The 19660-nt window shown below is 31.3% G+C and carries 14 protein-coding genes; 3 read left to right on the plus strand and 11 right to left on the minus strand.

What is annotated here, in order from left to right:
• A partial coding sequence (locus tag J3477_RS25020) for an ABC transporter ATP-binding protein (RefSeq protein ID WP_206872822.1) occupies positions 1–824 on the minus strand: 824 nt, incomplete at its 3' end.
• A gap of 795 nt (positions 825–1619) precedes the next feature.
• A complete protein-coding gene (locus J3477_RS25025) occupies positions 1620–2285 on the minus strand; it encodes an NAD(P)H-dependent oxidoreductase (RefSeq protein WP_206872963.1) in 666 nt (221 codons plus the stop codon).
• 347 nt (positions 2286–2632) lie between these two features.
• Here J3477_RS25025 and J3477_RS25030 point away from each other — a divergent pair, with 347 nt between their 5' ends.
• A complete protein-coding gene (locus tag J3477_RS25030) occupies positions 2633–2983 on the plus strand; it encodes a winged helix-turn-helix transcriptional regulator (RefSeq protein WP_206872964.1) in 351 nt (116 codons plus the stop codon).
• 274 nt (positions 2984–3257) lie between these two features.
• Here the strand turns inward: J3477_RS25030 and helD are convergent, their stop codons facing one another.
• Positions 3258–5498, minus strand: a complete 2241-nt coding sequence (gene helD, locus J3477_RS25035) for an RNA polymerase recycling motor HelD (RefSeq protein ID WP_206872965.1) — start codon at positions 5496–5498, stop codon at positions 3258–3260.
• Between the two features lie 563 nt (positions 5499–6061).
• Here helD and J3477_RS25040 point away from each other — a divergent pair.
• Positions 6062–6943: a radical SAM/SPASM domain-containing protein gene (locus J3477_RS25040; protein WP_206872966.1), complete on the plus strand. Its 882-nt coding sequence runs from the start codon at positions 6062–6064 to the stop codon at positions 6941–6943.
• 56 nt (positions 6944–6999) lie between these two features.
• On the opposite strand, the gene J3477_RS25045 is transcribed toward J3477_RS25040, so the two are convergent.
• The 7 genes from J3477_RS25045 to J3477_RS25075 form a co-directional block, all read right to left on the minus strand.
• On the minus strand, positions 7000–7305 hold the full coding sequence (locus tag J3477_RS25045; protein ID WP_206872967.1) for a hypothetical protein: 306 nt from the start codon (positions 7303–7305) through the stop codon (positions 7000–7002).
• 229 nt (positions 7306–7534) lie between these two features.
• On the minus strand, positions 7535–8911 hold the full coding sequence (locus J3477_RS25050; RefSeq protein ID WP_206872968.1) for an amino acid permease: 1377 nt from the start codon (positions 8909–8911) through the stop codon (positions 7535–7537).
• A 326-nt stretch (positions 8912–9237) separates the two neighbouring features.
• On the minus strand, positions 9238–9786 hold the full coding sequence (locus J3477_RS25055; RefSeq protein WP_206872969.1) for a CBO0543 family protein: 549 nt from the start codon (positions 9784–9786) through the stop codon (positions 9238–9240).
• A gap of 154 nt (positions 9787–9940) precedes the next feature.
• Positions 9941–10093, minus strand: a complete 153-nt coding sequence (locus J3477_RS25060) for a hypothetical protein (protein WP_206872970.1) — start codon at positions 10091–10093, stop codon at positions 9941–9943.
• Positions 10094–10159: 66 nt separating this feature from the next.
• Entirely contained in the window at positions 10160–11236 is a 1077-nt protein-coding gene (locus J3477_RS25065; protein WP_206872971.1) for a diguanylate cyclase, read from the minus strand.
• Between the two features lie 181 nt (positions 11237–11417).
• Entirely contained in the window at positions 11418–13691 is a 2274-nt protein-coding gene (locus tag J3477_RS25070; RefSeq protein ID WP_206872972.1) for a glycoside hydrolase family 65 protein, read from the minus strand.
• Positions 13692–13729: 38 nt separating this feature from the next.
• The gene (locus J3477_RS25075) at positions 13730–16039 is read right to left on the minus strand and encodes a glycoside hydrolase family 65 protein (protein WP_206872973.1); all 2310 of its coding nucleotides are present in this window, start codon (positions 16037–16039) and stop codon (positions 13730–13732) included.
• 276 nt (positions 16040–16315) lie between these two features.
• Between J3477_RS25075 and J3477_RS25080 the strand changes: the two genes are divergently transcribed.
• Positions 16316–17578, plus strand: a complete 1263-nt coding sequence (locus J3477_RS25080; protein WP_206872974.1) for a response regulator — start codon at positions 16316–16318, stop codon at positions 17576–17578.
• 236 nt (positions 17579–17814) lie between these two features.
• Here J3477_RS25080 and J3477_RS25085 read toward each other — a convergent pair whose 3' ends face one another.
• On the minus strand, positions 17815–19533 hold the full coding sequence (locus J3477_RS25085; RefSeq protein ID WP_206872975.1) for a methyl-accepting chemotaxis protein: 1719 nt from the start codon (positions 19531–19533) through the stop codon (positions 17815–17817).
• Positions 19534–19660: the final 127 nt, after the last annotated feature.

Here is a 19660-nt window from a genome sequence, read left to right on the forward strand (position 1 = left end):
TTCTTAACTACAGGAAGTTTTCTATGATCGTTAGCATTTAAGTTTTCTACCTTAAGGATTTCACGACCTACTTTTGCTTCAGCCTTCTGTACTACAAGATTAACTTTTCTACCTACCATTAGCTCCGCTAATTGGTCGATATTAGTATCCTTAGTATTTACAGTTCCAGTAACCTTACCTCTTCTTATTATGGTTACTCTGTCACTCATCTTCATAACTTCTTTGAGCTTATGAGTGATAAGAATTACTGACTTGCCTTGTGACTTTAGGTTATCTATAATAACTCCAAGCTCATCTATTTCTTGAGGAGTTAGAACCGCCGTAGGTTCATCAAGTATTAATATATCTGCTCCTCTATATAAAGCCTTTAGTATTTCTACCTTTTGTTGTTTACCAACTGTGATGTCTTCGATTACCTCGTTTGGATCTATATTAAAACCGTACTTTTTAGCAATAGCCTTAACATCCTCTATCGCTTTCTTCATGTCTACCTTCAAACCTTTTTTAGGTTCAATTCCTAGAACTATATTTTCTGCAACTGTAAAATTATGAACAAGCATAAAATGTTGATGCACCATACCAATTCCAAGCTTTATAGCATCGTTAGGGTTTGTTATCTTAGCTAGCTGTCCGTTAACGTATATTTCACCCTTCTCCTGTTGGTACAACCCATATAGTATGTTCATTAAAGTGGTTTTTCCCGCTCCATTTTCACCTAACAAAACGTGAGTTTCGCTTTTGTTAAGATCAAAATTAACATCGTCATTAGCTATGGTTCCTGGGAATATTTTTGTGATGCCCTTCATTTCTACCACTTTTGTCATGACTAATACCTCCTAATCAAAACTTTTTTCTCTTAAATTAATATTGATATGAGACCACCTATGTTTCAATTTCCAACCACAGACCCCTCAAGAGTTTAAAAAGATGTTTAATTATTTAACTTGTTCGTCTTTACGCCATATAAATATATAAGATTTCTACATTATTAAAAACCTAATTGTATAACAACAAGAATTTCTTATATTATTAGGCTTAGGCATCTTAAATATTATCTATTATGTAAGTGTAGTTAAATATGTTATCGCTTACATATTTATATTAATATACAAAAACTCTATCGTCAATTATATTTTTATGGTATTTGTAAACAATTTCAATATGTAACGCCTATAATTCTACATCTATCGACAAAACACTCTCGTGAAATTTATTCTAACATATTTTTTTCAACTAATAAAGTAACTTTATCATGTTAACTAGAGGAAATCTTAGCAAATAAACTAAATAGATGAAACTTATATTTTGGGTATATTTAAAGGTACTGTTGAAATTAAATTGTTATTCATCCGATGACTTGATGAGCTTTCGCAAAGAATTAATATGGCATCTCCTGTATAACCATTTAATTTCAAGATGGTACTTGAGCAAATCATTTGTTTAAAATAGCTTATATATGATAAAGCGCTTTCAAAGTAAAAAAAGGTAAACCAAATGACTTTAAAAGTATATTATGTGAAAAGTCTTATACTTTTCTAAACAAAAATAAAGTTATTATATTAAGAGAACAAAATTTCTCTTAATACAATAACTTTTACAACATATTGATCTCTATTTTTCTATATCCAAGTTACTACTTTATCTATACTTTGTCTTGTCTTAGGTCTTGGATCAGCTTTTCTATACCCGAAGGCTACCATATATGATACTGTAAGGTGTCCATCTTCAAGTATACCTCTGCTATTTAATACCTCTTCAACTTTATCCTTATTAAAGCCTTCTATTGGACATGAATCAATTCCTATTTGTGCTGCAGCGGTCATCATATTTCCTAAAGCGATATAGGTTTGCTTTGAGGCCCAGTCATTAAGTGCAGTGCTAGTTTCAAACAACTTAAAATCATTTTCTTGGAAATCTTTAAATGCGTTTTTCTTGCCTTCAGCAACTTCAGCAGGAAGCTGTTGAACCTCTCTCATTAGATCAGCCACATATTTTTCATCATACTTCATATCTTTATTTGTTCTTGAGAGAGCTACAATAAAATGACTAGCTGTAGGTAATTGCTTTTGAGCCCCCCATGAAACTTTTCTTAACTCTTCTCTAAATTCAGGGTTTTGAACAACAACAAACTTCCAAGGTTCAAAACCGAATGAGCTAGGTGATAATCTTGCGGTCTCTAATATAAAATCAAAATCTTCTTCAGATATCTTCTTACTATCATCAAACTCCTTACATGCGTGTCTAAAATCATATGCTTCTAATATTTTTTCTTTTATTGAATCCATTATGGTATTCCACCTTTCTAAATATATCTATTGAGGACTTACTCTTTATCTAAAATTATTTTTATAACTTTCTCGAGCTCTTAAGAAGGTTATAAAAATATCAGTTTCATCAAAAACTTATACATACTAAAATTCCAATAAAATAAAAATTACTTGTGAAACCTTAAATGTTATAGTTAAAAATTAAGATATAAATTTAATAGTAAGAGTATTTCCAACCTATGAATAGATTATATTACACCTTAATCATATATTGAAGAATGCACATTTTTAATATATAATATACAATAATATATCTAGGTATAAATTTTATACTTAGTATCAAAAGTGATGTAAAGAGGTGTCTTATGAATACAGAAGAAACTTTACCTATTGATCCACCTTGTGCCTCAACCAAGTGTGCAGTAGAGGCCACTTTAAGTATTATAGGTGGAAAATGGAAGGGAGTCATACTATATAGACTCTTATATGGAAAGAAAAGATTTAACGAACTAAGACGAGACATGCCAACCATAACTCATAGAATGCTTACCTTGCAGCTTCGTGAACTTGAAAGTGATGGACTTGTAAAAAGAACTGTATATGCAGAAGTTCCTCCAAGGGTTGAGTATGAACTAACTGAACTCGGATTAACTATAAAACCTATAATTAAAGAACTATACAACTGGGGAAAGACCTACTTACAAGAATTGCCATAAGCCATAATATATTTAAAAGGTTAGTTTAATTTTAGGATATGTTTAATATTATTGTTAAAATTAAGTGGTTATACTGGAGATGCTATATGAGCGAGCTATTAGAATTAAATGATTTTTTCAGATGTAGTGGCGTTAAAAAACTGTACTGTTCGAACGTAGTGAGTTTACAGTTTTAGCCATGGAATATGACAAAATCATATTAATTCTTTGCGTAAGCTCATTAAAGCATCGGATGTATAACCACTTAATTTCAACGCAAAACTTTAACAGCAACTTAAACTGATAATTTTAGAAGTTTAGTTCTTTCTCCAACATGGTAAATCTTTAGATAATGAAGAGGTCTTGTCATCGCCACATATAAAAGTTTTATATCTAAATCACTATCGGTATACATATCTTCTGAGGCATTACAGATTATTACCATATCAAATTCAAGTCCCTTTACTAGATAGGTTGGTATTATTACTATACCTCCATTAAAGTCACTTTCTCCTCCAGAAACCATCGAAGTATCTATATTTAAATTATCTAACCTTTTCTTGAGTTTTTTGCACTCTTCTAAGTTTTTGCAGATAAGCGCTAATGACTTATATCCTTTCTGCTTCCATAATTCTATATCATCTTTTATCCTTAAGGATAATTCATCAACACTGCTTACCTTATTGATTTTTATTGATTCACCATGTCTTATAACAGGCTTTGCTAAAGGAAGTTGCTTGCCTTTCAGGTTTTTAATCACCTCAGTAGCACCACTCATTATCTCAACAGTTGTTCTATAACTTTGCTCTAACGTAAGCATCTCAGCTTCTCCGTCGAATATACTCTTATTCACATATTCCCAATCCGTTGTGCCTCTATAGCTATAAATACCTTGGCATATATCTCCTAGTATAGTCATAGAACTAGACCCTATTACCTCTTTTAGCACTAAGAACTGAAATACACTAAAGTCCTGTGCTTCATCCACAACCACATGTCTTAGATTTAATTTCTCTTCTAATCCATAGACTCTTAACTTTATATACATGAGTGGCGCTAAATCTTCTATTTCTATGCTCTTACTATCTACAGAAAGAATAGTTTGCTCTGATAGTTTTGCTATAAGTCCTTCAGATTTCCACTCTTTCAGCATCCTCATGAATTCTTTATAATATTCACTAACACTAAGAGGATTTATTTTTTCAAAGTAGTCTCTGACTAAGCTGCTCATTTTAGTTTTTGCTCTTTTTACAACAAGATCCCTCTCATCTGCTATTTCAATTATCTTAGCTCTTCTTTCAGCGCAGTCACCCATATCTCTTCTTAATTTATTTATTCTCCAATCATAGTCTCTTTCAATAGTTTCAAGGATATCTTTTTTATTTAACTTTAATTTGTTAGAAAGGTGTTTCCTTATTTCAACTATTCTTTTTTCAAAAGGTAAGTGATTATAACTACTTATAAAAAGTGACTTAATATCCTTATAAGAATATATAATAGTATCATGAATCTTAAAATCTGCTTTTGGAATATATTTAGATTCAACAAACTTCAGAAATTTATCTAACATCAGTTTGTATTCAATAGATGATTTGAAGGCACTTATTTTATTGACCTTAATATCTCCTTCAATTATATCTTTCAGTTTTTCAGAAGGCTCTTTTATATCAAATTTTTCTCCAATAATCTCTAATGCAAAGTCTTCAAAGGTATTTTGCCGAACACTGTGAACGCCAAGTTCAGGAAGTACATCTGAAATATAACTTAGAAAAAACCTATTTGGTGCTATTATCATAAAACCATCTGAAGATACTGTATTTTCATAATTATATAAAAGATATGCTATTCTATGAAGTGCTATTGTAGTTTTTCCTCCACCTGCGGCTCCTTGTACTAATAAAGGTTTCCACATGTTTGCTCTAATAACTCTATTTTGTTCTTCTTGTATTGTGGATACAATGTCCTTTAGTCTGTTATCTTTTAAAGAATTTAGGCTTGCCTGTAGGAATTCATCATTTGTAGTTATATCTATATCATATATCTCTTGAATCTTTGACTTTTCAATACTGTATTGCCGCTTTAGACTTATGTCACCTTTTATATTTCCATCCTCGCAATCATAGTGAGCCTCACCTAGTCTACCCTCGTAATAAAGCGTTGCCACCGGTGATCTCCAATCTATAATTATCATTTCATTAGTAGCGTCATCAAGCAGTGAAGTCTTACCTATATAAAGTTGTTGAATCCTATCTTTATCTTGTTCTTTAAAATCAACTCTTGCAAAGTACGGTTTTTCTATGCTGCTTGCTAGACCCTTAGTTTTAAATTCTAAATTCTTCTGAAGCACATAATTTATAGATAATTCGTTGAACTGCTCTGCATTATCTGAGTTATAGTGAGATAAACCATATTCAACCTCTGTATCAACTTTATTCTTATGTGCTAATACTTTTTCATTATAGTTTTTTAGATACTTTAGAGTTAACTCTAGTCTTTGTATTTCCTTTTCATAATCAGGATGCTCTGTTCCTGCCATTCAACTCACTCCCTAAATTTTATTTTGTGCCACATTGTTTAAAGATGAAACATTTTCATCACTTTATGTATTAACTGAGATAAATAATATTTTATAGTAATTAGATAAAAATATAAAACATTAATTACCATTATATTACACCCCTTAATACCGTCTCTAATAATCGATTTGCTTCAAACTATGTTTTTTCTAAGTTTTTCTTCATTTCTCTTGACAACATCTAATTTTTTGTTTATAGTATAAGTATAAATTAGAAAAAGATATTAGTGTGGTGTATTTATACCTAAAATAATTTGTCAAATTTTGTCAATTGCTAGAGATTATACTTCTCTAGTTTTTTTATTTTATAAATAAATTAAAACTATACTAGAAGTAATCTTAACTATTAATAGCAACTTAACTGTCAGTTTTGATTGTATTTGGAACTGGTTTATCTAAAGATGCACCACTTCAATCCGAAATCTATTTTCATAAGCCATGATTATGAAACAAATATAACTTAAGTTTCTATAAAGAAACACCTTATAGTGCTTCTAGCACAATTACACATAGGAGAATACATAATGAAAAAATTCAAGAAAATATATATTGAAATTACTAATGTGTGCAATTTATCTTGTGAATTTTGTCCACAGACAAAAAGAAAACCTAAAACTATTACTGTGGATAATTTCAGCGAAGTTTTGGATAAAATCAAAGGAAATGGCGATCACATATATCTTCATGTAAAAGGTGAACCTTTGCTTCATCCTCAGTTAGAGCAATTGTTAGAAGTGAGTTATTTAAAAGGATTTAAAGTTAATATAACTACCAATGGAACTTTGATTAGTAAAGTAAAAGAAAAGATAATCAACAAACCTGCCTTAAGGCAAATAAACTTTTCATTACATAGCTTTGATGGAAACGAAACGTCTAACGACAAATATTCTTATATAAATAATATCTTAGATTTCACGAAGGAAGCCATAGAGAAGTCAAACTTAACTATATCCTTAAGACTTTGGAACCTTACTGAAGACAACACCATAAATATAAAAAACAAAAGAAATAATTATATATTAGAAATGATAGAAGACTTTTTTTCATTAGATTACAAGATAGAGGAGAAAGTCATTCCTGCTAGAGGTATAAAGATTAAAGAAAGAGTTTATCTAAATCAAGGCTCTGAGTTTAAATGGCCAGATACAAAGTTTGAAGCTGAAGACACCGTTGGTTTTTGCCATGGTCTTAGAAATCAGATAGCCATATTAGTCGATGGAACCGTCGTTCCTTGTTGCTTAGATGGTGAAGGTGTAATAAATCTCGGAAATATATATGCAGCTAATTCTCTTAACGATATAGTAGAAGGCGAGCGCGCATTAAATATATTTAACGGTTTTTCTAATAGGCAGGTAAAAGAAGAACTTTGCAGAAAGTGCGATTATAGAAGACGCTTTAGTAAATAATTTAAAGAGCATTCAGTTTTATTTCAGAATAAAACTAGATGCTCTTTATTTTTATCTCATTTGTTTTTCATACTAAATAGCACTTTAAATTCTCTAATTAAAGAATATACCGATACTACTAAGATCAATATTATGCCAAATAGTTTTGATACTCTGTATAGGAAGGTAGATATTATTATAGCCATTCCGATAAGAGCAGGAGGTATAGCAATTTCATTTATAAACCTATCCTTTTCCTCTATGTCTTCTGACGTTACATTATCATTTATCTTTGAAAAACTTTTGTTCCCCATACCAACTAAATAACTTAGTAAAAGTAATACAAATCCTACTGCAATCAGAATATATTCATATCCCTCCATCTACACTCCTCCAACGACATTGATAAATAACACTGCATAACTATAACTTAATTGAGGAACAATTTGTCATGGTTATACTTACGGTCTTATATCTCCTCCTACAAACCTCAATCATATTTTATTATATGTTCATTAAAGAACGAATATATATTGATAACTATTATATTAATTTATAAAAAGCAGCTAATGAGTTCAATGATGATCTCATTAGCCGCTTCTATATTATATATTATTCATTTTGTAATAAACTATGTTTTCTTCCATAAGTAAAGTAAACTATAAGCCCTATTACAAGCCAAACTGCAAAGCCGATCCAAGTTTTAGCTTGTAGTCTTGAAAGAAGATATAGACAGCATATAACAGTTATTATTGGTGTAAATGGAACACCTGGACATCTAAATATTCTGTTAAAGTTAGGCATTCTCTTTCTAAGAACTATTACACTTAAAGACACCACTATAAACCCTAATAGAGTTCCTATACTTAAAAACTGAACTATTATATCAAGAGGAAGTAATCCAGCAATAACAGCAGCAACAGCACCTGTTATTATAGTAGATAAATATGGTGTTTTATGAACTGGATGAACCTTTGAGAATAGTTTAGGTAAAAGTCCATCTCTAGACATAACCATGAAAACTCTTACTTGACCATAAAGCACTGCTAAAAGCGTAGAAATCATCCCTATAATTGCGCCAGTACCAACTAAAGCTGATCCCCAGTTAATTCCCACTCTAGCTAAAGCTCCTGGTACTGCATTTTCAGAAATTATCTCTTTAAAAGGAACCATTCCTGTAAGTACAGCTGCTACTGAGATATAAAGCACACTTACTACAATAAGACACATTATTAATCCTAAAGGTATATCTCGTTTTGGATTTTCTGCTTCTTCTGCTGCAGTTGAAATAGCATCAAACCCTATGTATGAGAAGAAAATAGTAGCTGTGCCTGCAAATATTCCCTTTAGTCCATAAGGATTAAAAGGTTTATAGTTAGCTACATTTATATGTGTAACTCCTAGTCCAACAAATAGAATTATTATACATATCTTAATTCCAACCATTATGTTGTTTACTTTTGCACTTTCTTGCATTCCATAACACAAAAGTGTTGTTATTAAAATGATTATAAGTACAGCAGGCAAGTCTATTATTCCACCTTTGCTTGGTGAAGCCGCTAAAGCTTTAGGTATATTTATGCCTAAATTAGCTAATATTCCTTGGAAGGTTCCTGACCATCCTGAAGCAACGGCACTACAAGCAACTAGATATTCAGCAGTTAAACACCACCCTATAATCATAGCTACTATTTCTCCAAAGGTAATATATGCATAAGAATACGTACTCCCTGCTACAGGAAACATTGTAGCAAGCTCTGAATAGCTAAGTCCACATAGGCATGCTACTACGGCAGCTATAATGAATGATATAATTACTGCAGGTCCAGCAAGATGAGCACCTTCTCCGGTAGCTACAAATATACCAACTCCCACAACAGCACCAATTCCTAATGCGGCTATATCTTTGGCCTTCAAATTCTTTTTAAGACCAGTCTTCACTACGCCTTCAAGCATCTGCTCTGCTGTCTTTCTCTTGAAAATATTCATTAAAATCCTCCTTAAATAGGCCCCAAAACAAATAATTTATTAATAAATAATAACATTTACTAAAAATATGTCATCTCGTTAATATATTATATATGAAATTATAAACTTTTCAAATTATATTCCTTTTGTTTAACAAGGTTTTTATTATATATCATCATTTTCCGCTAATTTCCCCTAAATTTCTTATATAAATTAGAAAATAGTTAATTTTATATGTTTTATAGTATAAATAACCAATATTTATTTGTTTCATTTTAACAATTTATTATTTTAATAGCATTTAATATTGTTTCTTATAATTTATTAGACTAATTTGTACTAATCAATTAACAATTTTGCATTTTATTCACTATCGGATATTCTATTACTGTAAAAGGTACATTAAATATATTCATAATGATTGCTAAAAAAATCAATGCTATAATCCAACTCAGCAAAGGTTTTCTATGATGTAGTGCTATTAAGGGAAACTGGACAGTATTGTGCAGCAATGACCACCATATACTCCAACCGTTAGAATATACTATTATTCCGGTTATTAAATCAACTACTTCTATAAACATATAAATTGCTATCCACATAATAATGTAGCTGATTTGGCAATATAGTTTTTGGGGATAATAGGTCAAGAGTAATAAAGTTGTAGGGAAGAATATACCAAATATTAACAGCAATTCATCAAGAGAAGAAACCAAAAAATTTGTTGGAAAATCCCATAAAACTTTATCATGAAAAACAGTAATATAAATTAAATCTCCAAAGCCGAAGAAAAGCATGGTAGGATAATACCTCTGCCATCTCTTCCAATCTCCCCATCTATATGCACTAAAAAGAAATACGAAAACTGGTATAATTCGTAACAAGATATGTCTCATTTAATATCCCCTTTATCTCTGGTATTAGTTTTCTGTATTATAGTATTTCTAAAAGATTTTTTAATTAATCACGGTCTCACAAATATATCTCCAGCTAACATCCCAAATAATAAATAAAAAAATCCGCTCCTGCGGATTTTTAGAAAATCAATTATTAAAATTTCTTAGCCATTATTATTGCTTCTGCAAAGGGTTCATCTATATTTTTTATTTCTTTTAGATGTCCTTGGAATATCTCTACTGGGTTTTTAGTTGGTTTCGACTCATCAGTATAATCGTTACTATGCTTTATATTTTTATCCTTCATAATAAAATTCTCCTTTTCTAAATAATATTTCTTTATATAAAGTTTTTTTATTTAAATCTATACTATCTATACATGAGACACCTTGTTTTTCCCGGTTTTTTTAGATTGATATAGGGCTTCGTCTGCTAATTCATATAGCCTTCTTATATCTTTTGTACTCTCAGGAAAACTAGCAGCTCCTATGGATACCGTCACATATATCTGATGCTCATTTAATAAAACAAAACTATGATTTTCTATATTGGTTCTTATCTTTTCGGCTATTTTTATAGCATTATCCTTGCCACAATCAAGAAGTATAGCTGTAAATTCTTCTCCTCCATTCCTCGATATAACATCAAAAGACCTGCTACTGTCCTTTAGTATACTAGCAACCTCTTTTAAAACTATATCTCCGTTGTTATGCCCATATGTATCATTAACATTTTTAAAATTATCTATATCTATTACCAGTAAAGAAAGCCTCTCAGCTTTATCTACAGCATTTACTGCAAGCTGTTTTAATGTTTTATGAAACTGCCTTACATTGTTAACCCCGGTAAGGAAATCTTGAGACGACTCCTTTGCTAACTTTATATATAACTTATTCAATGTAAAGCAATATTCTAGATAACTAAAGGTTATTACTGACACAACAATAGATGCTATTATATACACACTCAAAATAAACTTAAAATCTTTCCTATAAAAATAATTTATTATCAGCACTATGCTTGAAGCTATAGTATTGAATAACGTACAATAAACCCACTTTTGCCAGGTTCTAAGCTTATTACTAGCTATAAACCAACAGCCGGTGCCAATAATTATAGTTAATATTACACCATATATTGCTAGCGGATTAATTCCAAAGTATATGATTCTAAAAATAGCAGTCATAATACTACACAAATATATTGATACCCCTCCACCATATATAGCAGAAATCATTATAGCTACGTTTCTGAAGTCTATAACTGAACCATCATATATTATGAAACCAAAATACATTAGTGTAATGGACAGAATTCCTGTAAAAAATCCAAAAATTAATTGATGAGTATAAGGATTTGCTTTTAAATGATCATGCCCCTTTCCCAATTGTGTGCCTAAGCTTATGGCACTTATCAGTATTGAAAGGTTTATAATTAATTCTTTGATCATATAAAAAACCTCCTCTCACTCTTAAGTAACTGATTATAACCATTATAAAAGTTTTATTTTATTATTTGAAAACTGGCGCTTATTTATGTATCAGCCAATTTTCAAGTATAAAATATATAGATGAAACACTTCATAATAAAAAACTGTCTAAAGGTAATGCTATTACCTTTAGACAGTTTTTTTAATATCTTATTTCTATTATTTGACCTGGGTTACATATAAGCTTCTCGCCGTTTATAACAAATTCATTGCATTTATGGTTTATATTATCTGCTTTAATCGTTATTTGATCTTTTGTAATCTTTATAGAGTACTTTTGCCCATAATGTACTACTCTAAATTTTAGGAAAGTCCAACTTTCTGGTAGTTTAGGACTCATAGTTATCTGTCCTTCACTAGCTTTAACTCCCCCAAATCCTAAAACTGCAGTCATCCAAGCTCCACCATTAGATGCAGGATGAGTTCCTCCAATATAAAGAGTTCCGACATATTGTTTAGAATCCCCTGTTAAATCAATCGTAGCTGTCTTTAAGAAATACTTATATGCCCAATCAACTTTACCAAGATCAGCAGCTAGCAATGCATAAACGCAGGCACTTAAGCTAGATCCATGCTCAGTCTGAGGTTCATAATATTCCCAGTTGCTTTTCTTAACTTGCTCTGAGTATCTGTCCTTAAACAAATTTAGAGCCAATACAACATCTGCTTGTTTTAGTATTTTAGTAGTTGTAGCTAATCCATTACCACCACCTAAATACTCATTCGGATCTATAATTCTCTCTTTTAATTTTTCAAGGCTTATATTTTCTAATCGCTCATATCCATCAAATTGTTCTATTATATTTGTTTCTTTATCAGGAGTAGGAATATATAATTTTTCAAACATGTCTTTAAAATTATCTATTTCTTGTTCAAAATTAATTTCCAAATTTAAATTTATATATTCTTTTTCATATTTAGCCTTTAGCAGCTCAATACATGCTAATGCCGCTTCTAAAGTATACTTAACCATTATACTCGTATACGCATTATTATTTACTCTCTCGTGATATTCATCTGGACCAGTAACATCTAATATTTCATATCTGTTTTTATCCATATTAAAATAGCCATAAGAATAGAAGAACCTAGCACATTCAATTATTGTTTCTGCCCCTCCTTCAACAAGGAGGCTTTCATCTCCTGTAGCAAGATAATACTGCCATATAGCGTATGCAACATCTGCACTTATATGAACTTGCTTATCTCTAAAGTAAGTTCTCATAGGCCTTCCAGTAAATACATCTGTAACATTAAAATAAGTGCAGGCATCATCACCAGTATCCTGACTCTCCCAAGCATAAAATGCTCCTCTATATCCATAATCAGCCGCTTTTCTTCTAGCACCATCTAAGGTATTACATCTATATTTTAATAAGTTCCTAGCTATTTCAGGTTTCGTATTTAAGAAAAATGGTAGCATGAATATCTCTGTGTCCCAAAATATCGCACCTTTATAAACTTGACCTGAGAGTCCTCTAGCTGGTATTGATGTATTATCAGTATGAGTTGGTGCAATAATCATCAAATGATATATACTATATCTTAATGCTAATTGAGAATAGTCATCTCCTTCAATCTCTACATCAATATCATTCCATCTCTGATTCCATAACTCCTTATTCACTTCTAATAATTTATCATATCCAAGATTAACTGCTGCCTCATTAGACTCAATTGCCACACCAACACAATCTTCAACATCATCTCTATCTTTAAATACAGATACATACTTTACAAAGGTATATTCTTTGTCTGCTTCAATACTTGATGATATTTCTCTAAAGGAATTATAGCTATTGCTATCATAAACTTCACTACCAAAACCAATTTCAATTCTTTCTGCTATTGCTAAAGAATTTTTATTTTCATTAGTAATTGCATGGAATATGCAATTATCTTCGCGCTTGTATGTTTCTATATTTATAAGATGAGGTCCATTTATATCCCACACCTGTCCATCAATTCCTGTTTCAATCAATATATCACATGGTTCTGATGCCTTAAATGAGTACTTCATACATATAAGATGTAGATTATATAAGCTTAGAAATCTTTCAGCTTTTACTTCAACCTTTATTCCACTGCTAGTGATAAACTTAGTATATCTTCTATGAGTTGAATTTCTTATATTAAGCTCTTGTTCATGACACTCTATATCACTACTAAGAACACTAAGTAATTCTCCATTACAATATAATCTTGTAAGGAGTCCGTTTGGCGCATTGACTGGCTCTCTCCATTTATCGCCTACCTTATCATATAAATCAGATAAATTACATGCAACTAATTGCTCCTTTGAGAATTCCTCCATAGTGCCACGATAGCCCATATATCCATTGCCAATAAGAAATTTATTTCCATTTAGCTCAATTTTATCTTTATCAAATATATTTTCTTTTATTAACCACTCCACGATATCACCTTCCTATAAATATCCTCTTCAGATTTACTTTAACCTCTTGCAACCATAGGAATCTCCAGTGCTATTCCTTCCTTGTTTACAGCATAGTCCTTTCCATATACCTCAATATTAATTTCTGTTCCTTCCAAAACCCTTACTTTTACATCTGTTTTACTTACAAAAATCTCTACAACAGTTCCTTTATACAATATCCTAAAAGAATAACTATTCCAGGACTTTGGTATAGACGGATTGAGTTCTAGCTTATCACCATCAGACTTCAAACCTCCAAACCCATATACAATATTTACCCATGCTGCTGCAATTGAAGTAGTGTGCAAACCTTCGTTGGTATTTCTATTGTAATTATCTAAGTCCATTCTTGTTGCAAAGTTAAAAAAGTTGAAAGCCTCTTCATGCTTATTAAGCTCTGATGCAAATATTGAGTGTATTGATGGCGAAAGTGAGGATTCATGTATACATCTTGGTTCATAGTACTCATAATTCACTTTTTTACTTTCCTTTGAAAATTCACTACTGAAAAGGAACATAAACATAAGTACATCTGGCTGTTTGATCATATCATTTCTATAAATCCTGTCATAAGACCAATTGTTATATAGAGGGAATTCCTCTACAGGAATACTGTTAATGTCTACATGTGGAAGATTAAAATATCCTTCATGCTGTTCATATATCCCTGTCTCTTTATCTAAAGTTATCTTCATACTGTTTGCAATATCTGACCATGCCTTAAGCTCATCATCCAATAAATTAACTTTTTGTGCTAGGCTTGATAAACTATCAGCACAATTAATCTTCATATCCTTTATTACATCAATTGTATATTCAAAGGTTTTCTTAGCCATATAATTTGTATAACAATTATTGTTAACCATCATCTGGAACTCATCAGGACCCATAACCCCGAAATATCCGTACTCTCCTGTCTGCCCGCTCCAATCACCTCTAGTTGCTAAGTACCTGCATATCTGTACTAACATCTCACATCCTTTGTCATATAAAAATTCTTTATCGTCTGTAAGCTTAACGTAGTGAAACACTCCATAAGCTACCGCAGTGCTTGGCTGCATTTGAAGACTTGCATGCTGCCATAAAGAGCAAGCTTCTTTACCGTTCAGTGTGGCTATAGGATAACAAGCTCCCTGGCAGTCTAACTGCTTAGCTCTTTCTATTGCCATTGGCAAAGTATTATATCTATACTCTAGTAAGTTTTTAGCTGCTCTGGGATTATTAAAAATATAAAACGGCAGACAGTATGTCTCTGTATCCCAGAAGGTATGTCCATTATACGCTTCTCCAGTTAAACCCTTTGCTCCAATGTTTAGCGAAGGATCTTCACCATGATAAGTTTGATGCATTTGGAAAATACAGTATCTTATACCTTGCTGATTATCCATGTCTCCATCTATTGTTATGTCAAATTTATCCCAAACCTTTGTCCAATAATCTATGTGCTTTTCTTTTTCATTGTCATAGCATATGTTCTCAAAGTTATTTACTAGTTTAGATGCTGTACTTATGACTTCATCCGCTTCAATCTCTTTTCTTTTTTCTACGTAATTAAGTACAGCTTTATCTATTTTCGTCTCAATCCCTTGTCTTCCACTTATGATGATTTCATATCCTATAAAGTCTTCCTTTTTTACAACTTTACTCTCATGAGTACTATCTACTGATATATTAGAAGCTGATAATACCTTTTGCTCAGTGAAAGAAGTCTTACCAAGTATATATATATAATCCTCTAGGTTTTCCCTCCCAATAGTTGTCCAATACTTTTTCTCTGTAGATTTTTGAAGAACATCAAAATCAAGCCCCATGATAACCTTTACTTGACCATCAAAGTTTAGTGGTTTAATAGTGATTCTTTGATATCCATACCTTGGGCTATCCATACTAACAAATCTTTCAAAATCAAGTTGTACATGCTTTCCACTATATGTTTTCCATATAAAGCTTCGATTTAAGATTCCAGTTCTTAAATCAAGAACTCTCTTATATCCATCAAATTCACTTGAAGATAGATCTAATACTTCATCATCTACATAAATTCTTGTATATAGCCAATTGACAGAATTAATCATAAAATGAGTATATCTTACTATGCCTTTATAGTGTAGCGCTGCCGCTTCTTTGGTTTCTTCATACACTCCATTAAAATAAGATCCTATGAATTCACCTTTTTTATAGCCTTCCTCAAAATATCCTCTTACCCCCATGTACTCATTACCTAAGGAAAAAATTGATTCTGATACATTACTTCTATCTGAATCAAATCCTTCTTCAATTATCCTCCATGGATCTAATTTCAAGTACTTATCTGCATATTTTTGCATGTTTTCTGCTCCTCCTATATTCAATCCCATAGTTACTTCCAATTATGATTAAATTATAGTTTCTATAAATATCTGAGTATAGGCTGTAATTCTGCTAAATAGTTTCTAATAATGCTGAGTTTAAATATAAATAGTGAATTCTTATTAATCATTTGTTAGAATATATTTGAGGTAGTGTTTATACAGACGTACCACTTCGATCCGAAATCTATTACGAAGTTGTACATCATAAATGTATACGTTTTAACAATCCAGTAAGTAAGGGGTGGGGTTACTATGTATTCAATGTTGATTTTAGACGATGAGTATATTGTCAGATATGGAATTAGAGAAACAATTGATTGGAACGAATACTCCATTGAGATAGTTGCAGATGCCGATAATGGAAAAACCGGTTTAGAATTAGCTCTTAAGTTTAATCCTGATATTATAATAACTGATATCAGAATGCCTGAGTGGGATGGTCTAGAGTTTTTAAAGGCTATAAAAGCTTCTAATATAGACTGTATAGTTATTATTTTAAGCGGCTATGAAGAATTTGAATATGTTCGAACAGCACTTCACAGCGGAGCTTTTGCATATTTATTAAAACCTATTGATAATAATGAACTTATAAAAACCGTTTTGGATGGAATTAAAGAGTTGGACAAGAGGCGCAATAAGCAAAAACAATATTCATTGTTAGAAAGTGAACTTCCAAATGTAAAGCAATTATTTTTAAATAACCTCATTACAGGCAAGCTCTCTGACCTAGATGCGATAAAAGAAAAACTTAAACTATATAGCATTGATATATCTCCAACAAACAATTATGTAGTATTCTTAACAGTGAATTCAAGTGATGACATTCTTAAATCTTCAGATAAAGATACAATTAGTTTAATTCGAAATACTTTGACTAGCTTAATCTCCAAGTATTTAAATGATGGTAATATTAGTTATCTCTACACAGAAACTTCTGAATTGAAATGGACTATAATTTTAAGTCATCCACATATTGAAAATGCAGTTAAGGCAATAAAGAATGCTGCTAAAAAAATCATTTATGAATTTGAACAGATTACAACACTTACGTGCTGTGTAGGAATAAGCAATGTATGCAAAGACTTATCAATTATTCACAGTGCTTGTGAAGAGGCCGAAAAGGCTGTAAACAATAATATGTTCACTGATATAAACCGCATATTAAGTATTGATGGGATAGAAAACAATATGTCTTCAAGAAAGATTAATGAAGCTATAAAATATATAACATCAAATTACAATAAAGATATTTCAGTAGATGATGTGGCAAATGCATTATATATAAGTCCTTCTTATCTAATGCATCTGTTAAAAGATAATATAGGTAAAACCTTCAACGAATGTCTAAAGGAAGCTAGAATAAATGCGGCTAAAGAGTTGTTGGTTAATCCAAAATATAAGGTTTATGAAGTATGTTATAAAGTAGGATATAACGATATAAAATACTTTAGCCAAGTATTTAAGCGTTCTACTGGAATGACTCCTAGTGAATATTCAAAAAAGGCTCATATATAGCAAGTTTGATCTGACTGGTATATCTCTAGGCATATACCAGTCATTTTTGTACTGTATATGAAAGTATAAAACTTCCAGGTTAGTTAAACCTAAAACTTTTAAATAGTTCCAATAACCCCCTATTAATCTACAGTAAAAAAATAAATCTTATTCGCCTGCCAGAATTTCTTCACTACGTTTAGAAAAGGCAGATGCGTAAAAAAAGCTCGCTGAAGAAAGTCGCTTCAGCGACTTTTTTATGTGACATTAAACTGTCCCACTAGTAAGTTTAATTCTTCAGCTAAGCCTGCTTGATTCATTGCTGACTTTGCAACTTCTCTTATTGCTAAAGTAACTTCTTCTACACTTATGGATATTTCTTCTGATCCTCCAGCTGAACGCTCTGAAGTTGCTGATACATCTCCAATAGCTATCTCTACATCTGCTATCATGGAATTTATCTTATTAACAGAATGTGCCATATCTATTATTATGCTATTTATAAACTCTGTATCTTTATCATATTGATTTCCTATATCATTTAACATTCTATATGTTGGTTTCACACTTCCTTCCATGTAATCAAGGACTTCTTTTGCACTATTTGTAAGATTGTTAACTGAAGTTCTCACCTTTAACATCATATCTTGTATGGTTACAACCGCCTTTGATGATTTATCAGCTAAAAGCCTTACCTCTTCGGCCACAACAGCAAATCCTCGTCCATTTTCTCCTGCTCTAGCAGCTTCTATTGCTGCATTTAATGATAGCAAATTTATATTATCAGCAATTTTTCCAATAGATTCCGCAACTATTTTCACTTCATCTACCACCTTAACTTCTCTTATGGCATTAGATATATTTTCATAGTTTTTGCTATATATTTTGTTATTAACTTCTATACTAACCACTGCTTTTTCTTTTATATTAACAACTCTATTTTTTATATCTTCCAATGAATCCGCTGAATTTTTTGCTGTAACAGAAAGCTCTTTAGTTGTTCTTCCTATTTCTGATGTTGAAGAACTCACCTCTTCTGTTGAGGTTTTGATATTTTTTACTCCGAAGAAAATTTCATTAGTAGTTCCACTTACTATTTCAATTTTTGAAGCAACTTCTTCAGTTATGGCGGAAAGTTCTTCACTAGCAGCACCTATACTTTCTGAACTAGTTATTACTTTTGCAACTAGATTTTTTATATTAAGCGTAGCTCCATTTAAAGCTTCCCCCATTTGTCCTATCTCATCTTTAGAGTTAATTATTATAGAACTGGTTAAATCCCCCTTACCAAGGGACCTTGCAAAAATAAGTACTGCTTTTAATCTTTTAGATATATTCGCAGCTATACCAACTCCAAATATGATAGCTATGACAAATCCAATGCCAGTTATCACTATATTTATAAGCTTCGATTGGTTGTATGTTTTAGCGTTATTGGAATAAGCTATATCTGCTTTTTTTATGTTTCCTTCTATTAATTTATCATACTCACTATCTGCAGCAGCTCTTGATGATATTACTTCTGAAAAAGCATTTTTTGCATCCTCGTATTTATCTTGTGCTGCATACTTAATCACAACATTACTAGAGTCTCTAAACTTTTCAAGATCTTTTTTTAAATCTTGAAATCCATCACTTTCATCTTTTGATAATAGTTTTTGCTCATAGATAGCTATAAGCTTATTATTTTTATCTCTAAGGGAATTAATTTGTTGCTTTACACTTTCTCTCTCACTTACTGTTAACTCTTGATAAGTAATAATCAGCAATTCAGATCTTATATCTGCAAGATTTTGCTTCATATTATCAAGACTTTTAATAGCTTCCAAATTATAATCATGCATAGCTCTAGCGTTTGAATTTATATCACTTATATCTCTCAGTGAATTTAATCCTGAAAGCATTATAAACACTGCTATTAAAATAAATGCTGGTATCAATTTGTAGTATATTTTTAAATTATTGAACCATCTCATTTTTCATCCCCCTTATCTGTAGGAGGCTGTGAAAAAAGCTATTCTATAGGTTTCGCTATACCGCACTTGGGCGCCACGAGCGGCTCGCGAAAAAGAATAGCTACATTTTTCACATCCTCCTCTAGGT

The sequence above is a fragment of the Clostridium zeae genome, from assembly GCF_017312485.1.
In the GTDB taxonomy this organism is placed as follows: Bacteria; Bacillota; Clostridia; order Clostridiales; family Clostridiaceae; genus Clostridium_AR; species Clostridium_AR zeae.

Excerpts from the sequence above, each read along its gene's own strand:
- J3477_RS25025 (WP_206872963.1), bottom strand. The coding sequence starts at position 2,285 with ATGGATTCAATAAAAGAAAAAATATTAGAAGCATATGATTTTAGACAC.
- J3477_RS25030 (WP_206872964.1), top strand. The coding sequence starts at position 2,633 with ATGAATACAGAAGAAACTTTACCTATTGATCCACCTTGTGCCTCAACC.
- helD (WP_206872965.1), bottom strand. The coding sequence starts at position 5,498 with ATGGCAGGAACAGAGCATCCTGATTATGAAAAGGAAATACAAAGACTA.
- J3477_RS25040 (WP_206872966.1), top strand. The coding sequence starts at position 6,062 with ATGAAAAAATTCAAGAAAATATATATTGAAATTACTAATGTGTGCAAT.
- J3477_RS25045 (WP_206872967.1), bottom strand. The coding sequence starts at position 7,305 with ATGGAGGGATATGAATATATTCTGATTGCAGTAGGATTTGTATTACTT.
- J3477_RS25050 (WP_206872968.1), bottom strand. The coding sequence starts at position 8,911 with ATGAATATTTTCAAGAGAAAGACAGCAGAGCAGATGCTTGAAGGCGTA.
- J3477_RS25055 (WP_206872969.1), bottom strand. The coding sequence starts at position 9,786 with ATGAGACATATCTTGTTACGAATTATACCAGTTTTCGTATTTCTTTTT.
- J3477_RS25060 (WP_206872970.1), bottom strand. The coding sequence starts at position 10,093 with ATGAAGGATAAAAATATAAAGCATAGTAACGATTATACTGATGAGTCG.
- J3477_RS25065 (WP_206872971.1), bottom strand. The coding sequence starts at position 11,236 with ATGATCAAAGAATTAATTATAAACCTTTCAATACTGATAAGTGCCATA.
- J3477_RS25075 (WP_206872973.1), bottom strand. The coding sequence starts at position 16,039 with ATGCAAAAATATGCAGATAAGTACTTGAAATTAGATCCATGGAGGATA.
- J3477_RS25080 (WP_206872974.1), top strand. The coding sequence starts at position 16,316 with ATGTATTCAATGTTGATTTTAGACGATGAGTATATTGTCAGATATGGA.
- J3477_RS25085 (WP_206872975.1), bottom strand. The coding sequence starts at position 19,533 with ATGAGATGGTTCAATAATTTAAAAATATACTACAAATTGATACCAGCA.